Origin of the sequence: Bacteroides stercorirosoris (assembly GCF_900142015.1) — a bacterium.
Taxonomy (GTDB): Bacteria; Bacteroidota; Bacteroidia; order Bacteroidales; family Bacteroidaceae; genus Bacteroides; species Bacteroides stercorirosoris.
In genome coordinates this window covers 12,325-27,123 of record NZ_FQZN01000027.1, presented here as the reverse complement: position 1 = coordinate 27,123, position 14,799 = coordinate 12,325, and the positions used below count along the sequence as shown (strand labels likewise).

Here is a 14,799-nt window from a genome sequence, read left to right as displayed (position 1 = left end):
TTAAAAGGTTACGTTGACTCCAAATATATATTTTCTTGAAAGCGGATATGTATTGTAATCTGCACCTCTGAGCATCGGATTGGTACTGTAGCTATTGGTATCCGGATTACCGATATAGTCGGTGAAGGTGTGCAGGTTCTCTACTGTTCCGTAAATCTTGGCTGCTTTGATTCCCAGTGCATTCAACCATTTTTTAGGCATATTGTAAGCCAGACTGATATTCTGGATACGCAGGAAAGTAGCATCGAAGATTTCCAGGTCTGTTCTGTGCAACTGTCCATCCTGTTCAGAGTTGTCACCCAAGCCATAAGGAGTTGGTGTTTTTCCATCCCATGACATATCTATACCCAGTTCGGTAGGAATCGGATTACCATTAGGATAATCTTCTTTGTAGCAGTGTAACCATCTTTTCAAGGTATTGTTGGCTCCATACTTACCGCCGGTGTCCAGATTACGGGCACCAATCCAAAGTACATTACCGCCTATCTGTCCGCGAAGGAATATACTTAATTCAAAGTCTTTGTAAGTGAATCGGTTAGTGAAACCAAACATTATGTCGGGGTCGTTAGAACCGTAAGCTACTCTGTCGTCGTTATCGATAGAACCACTATTGTCAGTATCCACATATTTAACATTACCAGGTCTTTGCTTCTTTCCTTTTACGGTCGGAACCAACGGTTTGTTAGGATTGTAGCGTCCGTCAGTCCCAACTTCGAAATCGGCTTCGGTCAGCAGACCATCTGTTCTATAAGTGTAGAACTGAGAAATAGGTCCTCCTACTTTGGTGATGAACTGAGCATTCCATGCATCAGTAATGATTTCGTCGTTACCTCCTAAATCCAGTACTTTATTCTTGTTTCCGGAAAGGTTTAACGTACTTGACCATTTGAATGATTTAGCATTGATATTGACTGTAGTCAGGTCTATTTCCCAACCACGGTTTTCAATAGATGCCAGATTGGTGCGCATGCTGTTGAAACCGGTAGCTGCGGGTAATTGTAAGTTATACAACAGGTCGTCCGTGCGGTTGATGTAATAATCGACATTCAACTGTATGCGGTTTCTGAATAAAGAAAGGTCGAAACCGAAGTCAAATGCTTTGGTTGTTTCCCATTTCAGATCCAGATTAGCGTAGTTGGTCGGATAAATAGCTATTTGAGAAGTATTTCCATAAGCCACGTTGCCGGTGGTAAATGTAGAAACATAGTCGCTGTAACCGATACGGTCATTTCCGGACATACCCCAGGAAGCGCGGAGCTTTAATAAAGAGATGAATTCAATATCTTTCATGAATTCTTCACTGTTTATTTTCCAACCGGCAGATACGGACGGGAAGGTAGCCCAGCGGTTGGACGGTCCGAAACGGGAAGAACCGTCACGACGTACAGATGCTGATACTAAGTACTTGTCATCATAATTATAGCTTAAACGGCCGAATAAAGAAGCTGTGCGAACAATATTCTTCATGGTGCTTGCCTGGCTCGGAGTAGCACCCTGGTTCAAGGTAGGAACATTATCCAACGGGAAGTCGGTCGCTTTCATGTCGGCTGTATAAATACTGCGGTTCTCTATACTCTGTCCCAGCAAGACATTCATTTGGTGCTTTTTCCAGAGAGTAAAATCGTAACTTAATGTATTTTGCCAACCGGTACGACTACCTGAAATGACTTTGCTTGTGGCAGTAGCACTCTTTACAGACATTTTCTGTACATCGAGCGGGAGGAAATATTCGTCTATGCGGTTGTCAGAACTATAGTTGAACATAGACTTGAAAGTCAGCCCTTTGATAATGTAGGCTTCAACCCAGGAAGCTACATCGAAGTTTTTGATATTTCTGCTGTCGGTAACTTGTTTAAGGCGTTCGTATGGATTCACATCATCTTTTCTGAATTTGCTGAAACCTAAGGAACGAGTACCTTCGTTAATGCCGATTGTGGGGATCATGGTCAAGGCAGTCATGATAACTTTGTCTTTACCTTCTGATTCGCCTCTGTCTTGTGAAGAAATTGTAGGAGCGAAGTTCACACCGGCTTTGATATACTTATTAATGTTCATTGAGGCGTTAATACGGAAGTTGAAACGTTCGTATCCGGTATGTTTCACGATACCTTCCTGATTCATGTATCCGGCAGAAGCGTAAATAGAATATTTGTCGCCTTTGCTGGAGACAGAAACCTGGTGGCTGTGAGTGAAAGCGGTCTGCAAGATGGCGTCAATCCAGTTTGTTTGAGGTAAATCGGAACGTAAAGTCCAATCTGCTGTATCAGAATTCGGATTCAGTAACCAGTCAGGATTTACCCGGTCACCGCTTGGACGGTTCTTGTTAGGCGTGTCCAGCGTATTGTTTCCATCTTTTTGGAGCCACATTGCATTTTTCAGATAGAGGTTGTATGCCATCCATTCTTTGGGAGACATCATTTCGGGCAGACCTACAGCATTCTGGAAACCTAAATATGATTCCCATTTAACGACAGGGGCACCTTTTTGAGCTTGTTTGGTTTCAATCAGGATAACACCGGCAGAACCGCGTGCACCATAAATAGAAGTGGCTGCTGCATCTTTCAGGACCTGTATGGAAGCTACGTCGGAAGGGTTCACATTACTCATGTTCTCCGTAATCACTCCGTCTACTACGATTAAGGGATTGGAAGAGCCATTAATAGAACTGACACCGCGCACGGTAATTTGCATTTCTTCACCCGGAATACCACTGCTGGTCTGTGTCTGTACACCGGCTAACTGACCGGAGAGGGCATCACTCAGGTTGGTAACCGGACGTCCTTCGATTGCATCGGATGTCATTTTGGATACGGAGGTGGTCAGATTACTTTTTTTCACTGAACCGTAACCTACCACTACCACTTCATCCAATGCCTGTGAATCTTCTTCTAATATAACTTTCAGATTGGTACTTCCATTGAGAGGGACAGTTTTGTCTTTGTAACCAATGAATGAGACAGTCAATACTGTCTTATTACTTTTTACATTCAGTGTAAAGTTTCCATTGATGTCACTGATGGTACCGTTTCCCGGTGCACCTTTTTCTACAACGTTGGCACCGATAATAGCTTCACCGGATGGATCTGTTACAATACCGGTAACTTTCACTTGTGCCCAAGTAAAACTACAGAAGCATAGAAGGAATAAGGTCAGTAGAAATCGGGACTTTCCTTCCACACATTTCGAGAGTGTGATTCTGTTTTCCATAAATTAAATTTTTTAGATACTATTAATTTCTTTAATATGTTTAAAGCAAGCTTGTTTTTCATTTGCAAAAGTAGCTGATGGGGTATGAAGGGATATGGAAAATCGTTTCAAAACTTATGAAAAAGGTCTCAAAAGTCCATTTTTCCCAGCTTTGGTACTTTATTCCATCTTCAAAGATTTAGTTCCTTCCGGAGTGTGGAATAATAGGATATTGCTACCAGCTTTTTGTTCCATATACTTGCTTTTTGATATGTATTCGGTATTCAGTTTTCTGGGGGTACCGTTTAGTTTATACTGTCCGTTATAGGCTGTTTCAGGAGAAAAGAATGTCAGTTCAAGTGTATTACCTTGTAGATTTGTATATGAAATTCCTGGTGTGTTGCTTGTCTCATAACCGGCAGAACGGGTAAATTTCACTTTTTGTTGGATATCGCTGGCAAATTTCTCTAATTCGGCTTTCAGGTTTCCTTGCGCATCTTTGTATCGTTCTGTGATTTCGGTTGTTTCCAATACCCAGGAACCTCTACGGCATTTTTTATCTTTTAGTATAAGGACATCATGTTCTTTAATGTCATATTTGCCACCGGATGTTTCAAAAGTCCAGTCTTCGGGAGTGGCGAAAGCGAACATCATGGAACCTGTATGGCATAGTATCCAGGATAGGCCGTTAATCTTCTTTACAATCCTTTTCTTGATACCCTTACGACTGAAAGGTACGTACATCTGATAGAAAACGGGGAGATTCATATAACTCTCTGCTACATTATATATGCCAATAGCACTTTTTCCATATCCGAATACGCGATGGTAAGGATTTTCCCCATACCCAAGTTTGTTGGAGTTACTCTGATAAATCTGAGGACGTTCCGGATTATCATGGCATACGCTGAATACGGAAGCTTCGGAACAGCCGGATTGCCATACAAGGTGTATATTTTTAGTTTCCTTGAAAGCGTAGGTGTATTGGAAATCTTTTAGTTTATCTGGAAAAGCTTCTATTGTCTGAGTGGACAGGCCATAGTTATGGTTCTGATAAGTATAACGGCAACTATAGTGTTTGCTGTCTATACGTAGGGCTTCAAAGTCATAGGGATAACTTTTAGTCTTGTTCAGAGATTGCAGAAAAGGAAGAGGCTTCACGTTACGCTGGTAAGCCAGCCAAAAATTGAAACAGCCGAAATTATCTTTGTTTGCCGCTTCCCGGTAGATAATGCGTTCGTCCGGTGAACCGTAAAATAGCCAGGTCAGTTGAACTAATTGTACCCCGGTACTTAAATTTCCAGTATATAGATTCTTCCAGCCTTTACAGCGGGGAGGGTTTGCACAATAAAGTCCTTGGTTCCAGGGGAGTAACAGTTGTGCAATCATGTGGTGATACGTGTTCAGGGCATTGCTTCGTATATCTTCGTCCTTCGAGAACTCGGCGAGCATCCTGACATACTGGAGATTGGTGCCTAAATAGGTAAAGGCATCGGATTCAGGACAGTTTTGAGTAATGAAATGTTTCAGAGTATGTATGATTCTGTCATGAAGGAATTCTTTTAGTTGGAGAGCGTTCTTTCCATCGGCGTCTACGAAGTCCGGCCATTCTTCTGCACACAGCAGCCCACTGGTTTGATGCATTAGTTTCATATTCAGTGTACCATTATCCCGGGTATATTTACCGATTTTCATAAAGTCTTTGATCTTTTGTCGTAATGAGTCGGGCATTTTTTCTTTGGTGAGCATATATCCATGCATGGTGGCATGAGCAAAGAAGTCCATGTCGGAACCGGAGTTGTAGAATGCTTCAGTATGTTCCAGCTGATACTGGTACATTTCACTTAGCCTTTTTATGGCAGTTTCCTTTTCGTGGTCACGCCATAACCGGGCAAAATAGAAAGGAGATACATATTTGATATTACCATTGACGGCAGGTTGGGCCTGTAACATCTGGTCTACAAGTGAGTGACTGCGTTCTTCATAAGTAGAACCATGTATGACGGTTATTTGGGCATGTCCGGCACTGGTGAGAAAGATTCCCGCCAGCAGGCAAATGATACGATGATAAGATAGGTTTTTCATATATTTCTTTTATTTGGAGGACAAAAGTAAGCGGGAAAGTTTTCAATAGGTATGAAAAACGTATTCTATTTTAGTAAAATCATCTCTCGGACGGGACTTTAACACTATCAGGAAGCTCTCTCTGGCAAATTTATTAGCTTTTGCTCTCTTTCTTTTAATGTTTTCGTTTCGCAATCCTTTTAGAGTTTCGATTTCTTCTTTGCTTGTTTACCTGCCGGAAAATGAGTACCTTTGCGCCCTCAATAAAAGAAAATAGGTATGACAGGACAAAAGGCACCCACAGCGTTGGGAACAGAAAAGATTGGAAAACTACTGATGCAATATGCCGTGCCGGCAATTATCGCGATGACGGCATCTTCCTTATATAATATGGTAGACAGCATTTTTATCGGTCATGGAGTAGGTACAATGGCTATTTCAGGATTGGCGCTTACTTTTCCTCTGATGAACCTTGCAGCAGCATTCGGCTCGTTGGTGGGAGTGGGGGCTTCTACGCTGGTATCCGTGAAACTGGGACAGAAAGACTATGATACTGCCCAACGAATATTGGGAAATGTGCTGGTGCTCAACATTGTTTTGGGTTTGGCGTTTACGGTGGTGACATTGTTGTTTCTCGACCCTATCCTTTATTTCTTCGGTGGTAGCGATGAGACGGTGAAGTATGCTCGTGAATATATGCAGATCATTTTGCTCGGTAATGTTGTCACCCACCTTTATCTTGGTTTGAATGCTGTGCTCCGTTCTTCCGGGCATCCGCAAAAAGCAATGTATGCCACTATCGCTACAGTGGTCATAAATACGATACTCGACCCCTTATTTATCTATGGCTTTGGTTGGGGCATTCGCGGAGCAGCCATCGCTACTATCATTGCACAGGTTATTTCACTGATGTGGCAATTCAAGATATTCAGCAATAAAGACGAACTCCTTCACTTTCATCGTGGCATTTTCCGTCTGCGCCGTAAGATTGTGATGGATTCGTTGGCAATCGGTATGTCACCGTTTCTTATGAATCTGGCGGCATGTTTTATCGTAATTGTCATCAATCAAGGGTTAAAACGTCATGGGGGTGATTTATCTATCGGTGCATTCGGCATTGTCAACCGCTTGGTATTTATATTTGTAATGATTGTGATGGGATTGAATCAGGGGATGCAGCCCATTGCCGGGTATAACTTTGGTGCACAACAGTACGCTCGCGTTTCCCGCGTATTGAAACTGACCATTATCTTTGCCACTGTGGTCACTACCACCGGTTTTCTGATGGGTATGCTTGTGCCGGATCTGGTGGTTTCCATTTTTACTTCCGATGAAGAATTGATAGCCCTCGCGTCACGTGGATTGCGTATTGTGGTTATATTCTTCCCAATCATTGGTTTCCAGATGGTGACATCGAATTTCTTCCAGAGTATCGGAATGGCAAGCAAGGCTATTTTCCTTTCCCTGACCCGTCAGATGCTTTTCCTGCTTCCGGCACTGATTATTCTGCCCCACTTTTTCGGTGCGGCGGGTGTATGGTACAGTATGCCGTTCTCCGATTTGCTTGCCAGCCTGGTAGCGATGGTGATGCTGATAAGTCAGTTCCGTAAATTCAGAAAAGCGGAACAGCAAAATTAGTATTGATTATTTTTTTGTTTCTTTCCTATAAATCCTTACTTTTGCTATTAGTAAACCAAATAGATTGAAGCTATGAATAAGAAATTCGTTGTGAACATCGGTCGCCAATTGGGAAGCGGCGGAAAAGAGATTGGGGAGAAGCTGGCAGCCCGTTTGGGCATCGATTTCTATGACAAGGAGTTGATAACGCTGGCTTCTAAGGAAAGCGGTCTATGCCGTGAATTTTTTGAAAAAGCTGATGAACGTGCTTCGCAAGGCATTATTGGCGGACTCTTCGGTATGCGTTTCCCGTTTGTGGGAGATGGCGCTTTGCCTACTCAGAATTGTCTGAGTAACGATGCGCTCTTTAAGGTGCAGAGTGATGTCATCCGTCAGTTGGCTGACGAGAAGTCCTGCCTTTTTGTAGGCCGTTGTGCTGATTACATTCTTCGTGATTATCCCAACTGTGTGAACATTTTTATTTCCGCTTCTCGTAGTAGCCGTATTGCACGTTTGTGTGCCGCCCATTCCGTCTCGGAGGAAGAAGCGGAAAATATGATGAGCAAGGAGGATAAGAAACGTTCTGAATATTATAATTATTATAGTTATAAGACGTGGGGAGCTGCGGCGACTTACCATCTTTGCATTGACTCATCTGTCTTGGGAATAGAGAAGACAATAGATTTCATCGAGGAGTTTGTGAAGCTCAAAATAAAGTAAAATAGAGATCGGTTGAAATAAAAAAGAGAGATTGCGTTTTGCGTAATCTCTCTTTTTATTCTTATTTGTAATGTGTGCATTACATCATCGTCAGCAATATCATCTGTCCCGCCAAAATACGCAGGAACATCGTCAATGGATAAACTGTGGAATAACCTACTGCCGGAGCATCGTTACCAGATGCCTGATTGGCATAAGCCAGTGCAGGAGGATCTGTATTACTACCGGCAATCAATCCCATCAGCGTGAAATAATTCACTTTGCAATAGAAGCGTGCAATCATACCGATAATCAGCAATGGAATGGTAGTAATAAGGAAACCGTAGCCTACATATGACAATCCGGAACCTTCTACCACCGTCTGTACAAAATGCTCACCGGCCTCGATGCCTACGCTGGCAAGGAAAAGCACGATACCGATTTCACGTAACATCAGGTTGGCACTCATGGTTGTATACGTCACCAGCTTCAATTTATGTCCGAAACGTCCGATAAGGATAGCGACTACCAACGGACCACCGGCCAAACCCAGTTTCACCGGAGTCGGTATGCCCGGGAAAGCGATAGGAAGGCTACCCAGCAAGATACCCAGGAAGATACCCACGAAGATGGTCACGATATTCGGTGTGTCCAAACGCTTTAACTGATTTCCAAGTACGCCTGCAACACGTTCTACAGCATCTTGCTGACCAACCACCATTACGCGGTCACCTACCTGCAATATCAGATTCGGATCAGCAAACAAGTCCATACCCGAACGGTTGATACGGGTTACGTTCACTCCGTACATACTACGGAAATGAAGGCTGCCCAGTTTCTTGCCGTTGATTTCAGATTTAGTCACCAATATACGGCGTGAAACCATCGGCATATCTTGTTTTTCCCAATCTACTTGAATCTCTTTACCGATGAAAGCGGTTACCGCCTCGGCATCTTCTTCAGAGCATACGATGAACACCTGGTCACCGATATGGAATTCAGTATCTTGATTGGGGATGCTGACATGGCCTTCATGGCGGATACGTGAACAAACGAAAGGACGTCCCAAGAACTCTTTGATTTGGAGTAGTTTCTTTCCGTCGATAGATTCGTTGCGAACTTCCAGATGCAACATGTGCGGCATGTGCTTCATGTCCGAAGTCTGTGTAGAAAGTTCATCCTCTTCTTTTTTCATATTCACCCGGCAGATGTAGCGGATGGCAATGATAGAACCGATGATACCGACCACACCGAGCGGATAGGCGCAGGCATAACCCAGTGCAATGGGGTCACCTGTGTAGTTCAACTGGTTCAATGCTTCCTGTGCGGCACCCAAACCCGGAGTATTGGTGACAGCACCATAGAGGATACCTACCATCATGGGAAGATCAATTCCCCCGTCAATGAAATAGATGGCCAAGGCTACTGCGATATTCAGTGCCACAATACCTACGGCAAGCATGTTTAGCGTCATTCCACCTTTCTTGAAAGAAGAGAAGAACGACGGTCCTACTTGCAGACCAATACAGAATACGAATAAAATAAGCCCGAATTCGCGGATGAAATGCAGAATGTGTGTCTCACCCGTAAAACCGAAATGTCCCATCAGGATACCGGTGAAAAGCACGAACGTCACACCCAGTGATATCCCGAAAATCTTAATCTTGCCCAAAAGTACGCCGACAGATATTACGAATGCATATAAGCATACGATATGGGCGACGGAGGCAGGGTCCCATAACAAACTCTCTAACCAATCCATAGTTACCTTTGTTTATCTTTTTTATTTGCTTGTTGAAATTTCGCGCAAAGGTAGGCATTAAAAGGGAGGTGGCAAAGGGTTTTCGGGAGTTTTTCTTTGAGTTGTGGCGAGGAGGGGCTTTATTCGCGGACTGTATAAGGAACATACCCGAGGCGCACTTGCTCCACACCTTCTCCAGTGTTTCTCCACTCAGAGGTAGCTGTATGTGGAGAAACACTGGAGAAGGTGTGGAGCAAGTGTGTCTCAGATACTGTTCGCGAATGGCTCGGGGTTGAAGCGATTTAAAAGTAACCTTGTCAGAATGTCAAACTCCGTGCGAATTTTACTTAAAAATCCTTGTTATTATAACTTATTGAGTATATTTGCAAGTCCTATTTTCGACAAATAGGTAAATGAAGAGATTACTAATTATCTTTTTAATTATTAAATAAACTATGGCAGACAGTAAAGAAAAACTCTTCTCAGACTTTGCTCCCACCTCTACCGAACAGTGGATGGAGAAAGTAACAGCTGACCTGAAAGGCGCTGATTTTGAGAAGAAACTCGTTTGGAAGACAAACGAAGGATTCAAGGTAAAACCTTTCTACCGCATGGAGGACCTCGAAGGACTGAAGACGACAGAAGCACTTCCCGGTGAATTTCCCTACCTCAGAGGTACCAAGAAAGACAACAACGAGTGGCTGGTTCGCCAGAAAATCAAAGTGGAATGCCCCAAGGAGGCTAACGCGAAAGCGCTGGATATCCTTAATAAAGGTATTGACTCGCTGGCTTTCCGTGTAAAGGCGAAAGAACTCAATGCCGAATACATCGAGACATTGCTCGAAGGCATCTGTGCTGAGTGTGTGGAATTGAACTTCTACACTTGTCAGGGACATGTAGTGGAACTCGCAGATATTCTGGTGGCTTACTTCCAGAAGAAAGGTTACGACCTGACGAAGCTGCAAGGTTCTATCGGCTATGACTTCTTCGACAAGATGTTGGCTAAAGGCAAAGAAAAAGGAGACATGTCGGCAACTGCCAAAGCTCTGATTGAAGCAACCGCTGCTCTGCCTAAATACCGCGTACTGAATGTGACTGCCCTGACGCTGAACAATGCCGGCGCATATATCTATCAGGAACTGGGATATGCTTTAGCATGGGGTAATGAATACATGAACCAACTGACTGCTGCCGGACTTCCCGCAGCCCTCGTTGCCAAGAAGATTAAGTTCAACTTCGGTATCAGTTCGAACTACTTCCTCGAAATAGCCAAGTTCCGTGCTGCCCGTATGTTGTGGGCAAACATCGTTGCTTCTTATGACTCAGAAGACCGTTGTGCTGCCAAGATGCGCGTTCATGCAGAGACTTCTACATTCAACCTCACTTTGTTCGACGCTCACGTAAACTTGTTGCGCACACAGACCGAGGCCATGAGCGCCGCTCTGGGTGGTGTGGATTCAATGACGGTTACTCCGTTCGACAAGACTTACGATGCTCCTAATGAATTCTCAGAACGTATGGCACGCAATCAGCAATTGTTGCTGAAAGAAGAGTCTCACTTCGATAAGGTGATTGACCCTGCTGCCGGTTCTTATTATATTGAAAACCTGACTGTATCCATCGCCAAGCAGGCTTGGGAGCTTTTCCTTGCCGTTGAGGAAGCCGGTGGTTTCTATGCCGCAGTGAAAGCAGGTACAGTGCAGGCTGCTGTGAACGAAAGCAATAAAACTCGTCATAAAGCAGTAGCTCAGCGTCGTGAAGTATTGTTGGGTACCAACCAGTTCCCGAACTTTAATGAAAAAGCGGGCGACAAAAAACCGCTCGAAGCTACTTGCTGTTGCGGTGGCGGACACGATACTTGCGAAAAAGATGTTCCGGCATTGAATTTCGACCGTGCTGCCAGCGAATTTGAAGCGTTGCGCCTTGAGACGGAAGCCAGCGGCAAACGTCCGAAAGCGTTTATGCTGACTATCGGTAACTTGGCTATGCGTCAGGCACGCGCTCAATATTCTTGCAACTTCCTGGCTTGTGCAGGCTACGAAGTAGTGGATAACCTCGGCTTCCCCACAGTGGAAGAGGGCGTAGAAGCAGCTATGGCTGCCAAAGCTGATATTGTAGTGCTTTGTTCCAGCGATGATGAATATGCTGAATATGCTGTTCCTGCTTTCCAGGCTCTGAACGGTCGTGCTATGTTCATTGTAGCAGGTGCTCCTGCTTGTATGGACGACTTGAAAGCTGCCGGTATCGAGAATTTCATCCATGTCCGTGTCAATGTACTCGATACATTGAAAGAGTTCAACGCTAAATTATTGAAGTAAGATGAGAAAAGATTTTAAAAACTTAGACATATATGCCGCATTTCAGCCCGTGAACGGTGCTGAGTGGCAGAAGGCTAACGGCATCCATACTGACTGGAAAACGCCGGAACACATCGAAGTGAAGCCTGTTTACACGAAAGAAGACCTCGAAGGCATGGAACACTTGGGCTATGCTGCCGGTCTGCCTCCTTATCTGCGTGGCCCGTACTCAGTGATGTACACGCTGCGCCCCTGGACTATCCGCCAGTATGCCGGATTCTCTACAGCTGAAGAATCAAATGCATTCTATCGCCGTAACCTGGCTTCCGGGCAAAAAGGTTTGTCCGTTGCATTCGACTTGGCTACACATCGCGGTTACGACCCCGACCACGAACGTGTGGTAGGTGACGTAGGTAAAGCCGGTGTATCTATCTGCTCACTGGAAAACATGAAGGTTCTCTTCGACGGTATTCCTTTGAACAAGATGTCAGTATCTATGACAATGAACGGTGCCGTACTTCCGATTCTTGCTTTCTACATCAATGCCGGTCTGGAACAAGGTGCTAAGTTGGAAGAAATGGCAGGTACTATCCAGAATGATATCCTGAAAGAATTCATGGTGCGTAACACTTATATTTATCCGCCTGCATTCTCAATGAAGATTATTTCTGATATCTTTGAATATACTTCACAGAAGATGCCGAAGTTCAACTCTATCTCTATCTCCGGTTACCACATGCAGGAAGCAGGTGCTACGGCTGATATCGAGTTGGCTTATACGTTGGCGGACGGCTTGGAATACCTCCGTGCCGGTGTTGCTGCAGGCATTGACATCGACGCTTTTGCTCCGCGTCTGTCTTTCTTCTGGGCTATTGGAACCAATCACTTCATGGAAATAGCCAAGATGCGTGCTGCACGTATGTTGTGGGCGAAGATTGTGAAACAGTTCAACCCGAAGAATCCGAAATCTCTGGCACTCCGTACACACTCCCAGACGTCTGGTTGGTCGTTGACTGAACAAGACCCGTTCAATAACGTGGGCCGTACTTGTATCGAAGCTATGGCTGCTGCATTGGGACATACTCAGTCCTTGCACACCAATGCGCTGGATGAGGCTATCGCTTTGCCGACGGACTTCTCTGCACGTATCGCACGTAACACTCAGATTTATATCCAGGAAGAAACTTATATCTGCAAGAACGTTGACCCATGGGGTGGTTCTTACTATGTAGAGTCTCTGACCAACGAACTGGCTCACAAAGCATGGGAGCTGATTGAAGAGGTAGAAAAGCTGGGCGGTATGGCAAAAGCCATCGAAACCGGTATTCCCAAGATGCGTATTGAAGAAGCTGCCGCACGTACGCAGGCCCGCATCGACTCCGGTTCGCAGACTATTGTCGGTGTGAACAAGTATCGTCTGGAGAAAGAAGCTCCGATTGATATTCTTGAAATCGACAACACGGCTGTCCGCCAGGAACAGATTGCCAACTTGAAGACTTTGAAAGAAGGACGCGACGAGGCAGCTGTGCAGAAAGCACTGGAAGCTATCACCAAGTGTGTGGAAACCAAGGAAGGCAACTTGCTTGAGTTGGCAGTTGAAGCTGCCCGTGTTCGCGCTACGCTGGGTGAAATCTCGTATGCTTGCGAAAAGATTGTAGGACGTTATAAAGCAGTAATCAGAACTATATCAGGCGTGTATTCATCAGAAAGTAAGAACGACAGCGACTTCAAGCGTGCTTGTGAACTGGCTGAGAAGTTTGCGAAGAAAGAGGGACGTCAACCTCGTATCATGGTAGCAAAAATGGGTCAGGACGGTCACGACCGTGGTGCCAAAGTGGTAGCAACCGGTTATGCCGACTGTGGTTTCGACGTGGATATGGGACCTTTGTTCCAGACACCTGCCGAGGCTGCCCGCGAAGCAGTTGAAAACGACGTTCACGTAGTGGGCGTTTCTTCACTGGCTGCCGGGCACAAGACTCTGATTCCGCAGATTATTGAGGAATTGAAGAAGTTGGGTCGCGAAGATATCATCGTGATTGCCGGTGGCGTTATCCCTGCACAAGATTATGATTTCTTGTACAAAGCCGGTGTGGCTGCCATCTTTGGTCCGGGTTCTCCGGTAGCTAAGGCTGCTTGCCAGATTCTGGAAATCCTGATGGATGAAGAATAAATTTAAGAAGTGATAAGGCGCTGAGGCGCTAAGGTAATAGGCGGACTGCGGGTGTTTTGATACTTGCAGTCCGCCTTTTTTTTATTAGTGCTTTATTATCAGCGCATTGCATTTATATTTTGTTTACGCCACGATGTAAAAGCATTTACCGCCGTATGTAACGACCTTTACCCCATATTGTAACGGTCTTTACCTCGGTATGTAACGACCTTTACCTCGGTATGTAAATGACGTTACCATTTGGGGTAAATCAAGTTACTGCGAAAGGAAACAGCCGTGTCCTCATAAGGTGAAAATCATTCACCTGCCGAGGGCACGGCTGTTTGCTTGTAAGATGCTGCTATCCATCCGTTACGTGGCGAACGGAAGAAACCTTGTCACCAGTTATATTCCTCTACATAGCTGTCGAAATACTCTTCTTGTTGCAAACCCAACTTCTTGGCCAGTGCAATCACTTTTTGTTGTTCGGCAGGCGACAGCAAAGTCTCCCCTTTCCGTTTCTGATAATATCGTCTGATTCCCCAACTGCCAATCAGTCCGTAGCGGAATGTTCCGGATGCGCTGACAGCCAGCGCTTCTGTGGTGCGGACAAAACCTTTTGCATAATGTACCTTCTTATTGGAACGGTAATACTCGCACTTCCCTGCCATGGCTTCAATTGTTTTTGGATTCAGCGTAGGCGGAAAAGTAACACTTGCCGGCGTATGAGTGTATGTAATCCGGCGTAGGCAAGTGTCGGCATGAGGGCAATCTGCTGTCGCGCACAGACCAAAGTTATGGGGAACTTTTGAATAATCGAATGATTCTTTTTCCATTGTAGTTTTAATTTAATGATTGTGCGGCAAAGGTACGACATATATCACAGATAGGGGTAGATTATAAAATGATATTCTGACTTTATAAATAAAAAATCCGTTACTTCTGTATGATACATCTGTAACCACATTTGTGTTAATGCCACTTTGTTGCCATCGATAATCACTTATTCTTTTATCATTCCCCCCTTTTTTGTACCTTTGCTCCGT

8 protein-coding genes are annotated in these 14,799 nt (G+C 44.7%); 4 read left to right on the top strand and 4 right to left on the bottom strand.

Going from position 1 to position 14,799, the window contains the following annotated elements; genetic code table 11:
- Both BUC01_RS18420 and BUC01_RS18415 read right to left on the bottom strand, forming a co-directional pair.
- Positions 1-3,207, bottom strand: a complete 3,207-nt coding sequence (locus tag BUC01_RS18420) for a SusC/RagA family TonB-linked outer membrane protein (protein ID WP_025831764.1) — start codon at positions 3,205-3,207, stop codon at positions 1-3.
- A gap of 159 nt (positions 3,208-3,366) precedes the next feature.
- A complete protein-coding gene (locus BUC01_RS18415) occupies positions 3,367-5,271 on the bottom strand; it encodes a hypothetical protein (protein ID WP_025831766.1) in 1,905 nt (634 codons plus the stop codon).
- A 258-nt stretch (positions 5,272-5,529) separates the two neighbouring features.
- Here BUC01_RS18415 and BUC01_RS18410 point away from each other — a divergent pair, with 258 nt between their 5' ends.
- Both BUC01_RS18410 and BUC01_RS18405 read left to right on the top strand, forming a co-directional pair.
- Positions 5,530-6,888: an MATE family efflux transporter gene (locus BUC01_RS18410; RefSeq protein ID WP_025831768.1), complete on the top strand. Its 1,359-nt coding sequence runs from the start codon at positions 5,530-5,532 to the stop codon at positions 6,886-6,888.
- 72 nt (positions 6,889-6,960) lie between these two features.
- The gene (locus BUC01_RS18405; RefSeq protein WP_073314465.1) at positions 6,961-7,587 is read left to right on the top strand and encodes a cytidylate kinase-like family protein; all 627 of its coding nucleotides are present in this window, start codon (positions 6,961-6,963) and stop codon (positions 7,585-7,587) included.
- Between the two features lie 79 nt (positions 7,588-7,666).
- On the opposite strand, the gene BUC01_RS18400 is transcribed toward BUC01_RS18405, so the two are convergent.
- Positions 7,667-9,328 carry a putative transporter gene (locus BUC01_RS18400; RefSeq protein ID WP_025831770.1) on the bottom strand — a complete coding sequence of 554 codons (1,662 nt, stop codon included), beginning with the start codon at positions 9,326-9,328 and terminating at the stop codon, positions 7,667-7,669.
- 434 nt (positions 9,329-9,762) lie between these two features.
- On the opposite strand from BUC01_RS18400, the gene mutA reads away from it, so the two are divergent.
- Positions 9,763-11,625 carry a methylmalonyl-CoA mutase small subunit gene (gene mutA, locus BUC01_RS18395; protein WP_025831772.1) on the top strand — a complete coding sequence of 621 codons (1,863 nt, stop codon included), beginning with the start codon at positions 9,763-9,765 and terminating at the stop codon, positions 11,623-11,625.
- 1 nt (position 11,626) lies between these two features.
- Positions 11,627-13,774, top strand: a complete 2,148-nt coding sequence (scpA, locus tag BUC01_RS18390) for a methylmalonyl-CoA mutase (RefSeq protein ID WP_073314463.1) — start codon at positions 11,627-11,629, stop codon at positions 13,772-13,774.
- A gap of 377 nt (positions 13,775-14,151) precedes the next feature.
- Here the strand turns inward: scpA and BUC01_RS18385 are convergent, their stop codons facing one another.
- Entirely contained in the window at positions 14,152-14,589 is a 438-nt protein-coding gene (locus tag BUC01_RS18385) for a DUF6078 family protein (protein ID WP_025831774.1), read from the bottom strand.
- Positions 14,590-14,799: the final 210 nt, after the last annotated feature.

Coding starts and splice junctions, on each gene's coding strand:
- BUC01_RS18420 (WP_025831764.1), bottom strand. CDS start 3,207: ATGGAAAACAGAATCACACTCTCGAAATGTGTGGAAGGAAAGTCCCGA.
- BUC01_RS18415 (WP_025831766.1), bottom strand. CDS start 5,271: ATGAAAAACCTATCTTATCATCGTATCATTTGCCTGCTGGCGGGAATC.
- BUC01_RS18410 (WP_025831768.1), top strand. CDS start 5,530: ATGACAGGACAAAAGGCACCCACAGCGTTGGGAACAGAAAAGATTGGA.
- BUC01_RS18405 (WP_073314465.1), top strand. CDS start 6,961: ATGAATAAGAAATTCGTTGTGAACATCGGTCGCCAATTGGGAAGCGGC.
- BUC01_RS18400 (WP_025831770.1), bottom strand. CDS start 9,328: ATGGATTGGTTAGAGAGTTTGTTATGGGACCCTGCCTCCGTCGCCCAT.
- mutA (WP_025831772.1), top strand. CDS start 9,763: ATGGCAGACAGTAAAGAAAAACTCTTCTCAGACTTTGCTCCCACCTCT.
- scpA (WP_073314463.1), top strand. CDS start 11,627: ATGAGAAAAGATTTTAAAAACTTAGACATATATGCCGCATTTCAGCCC.
- BUC01_RS18385 (WP_025831774.1), bottom strand. CDS start 14,589: ATGGAAAAAGAATCATTCGATTATTCAAAAGTTCCCCATAACTTTGGT.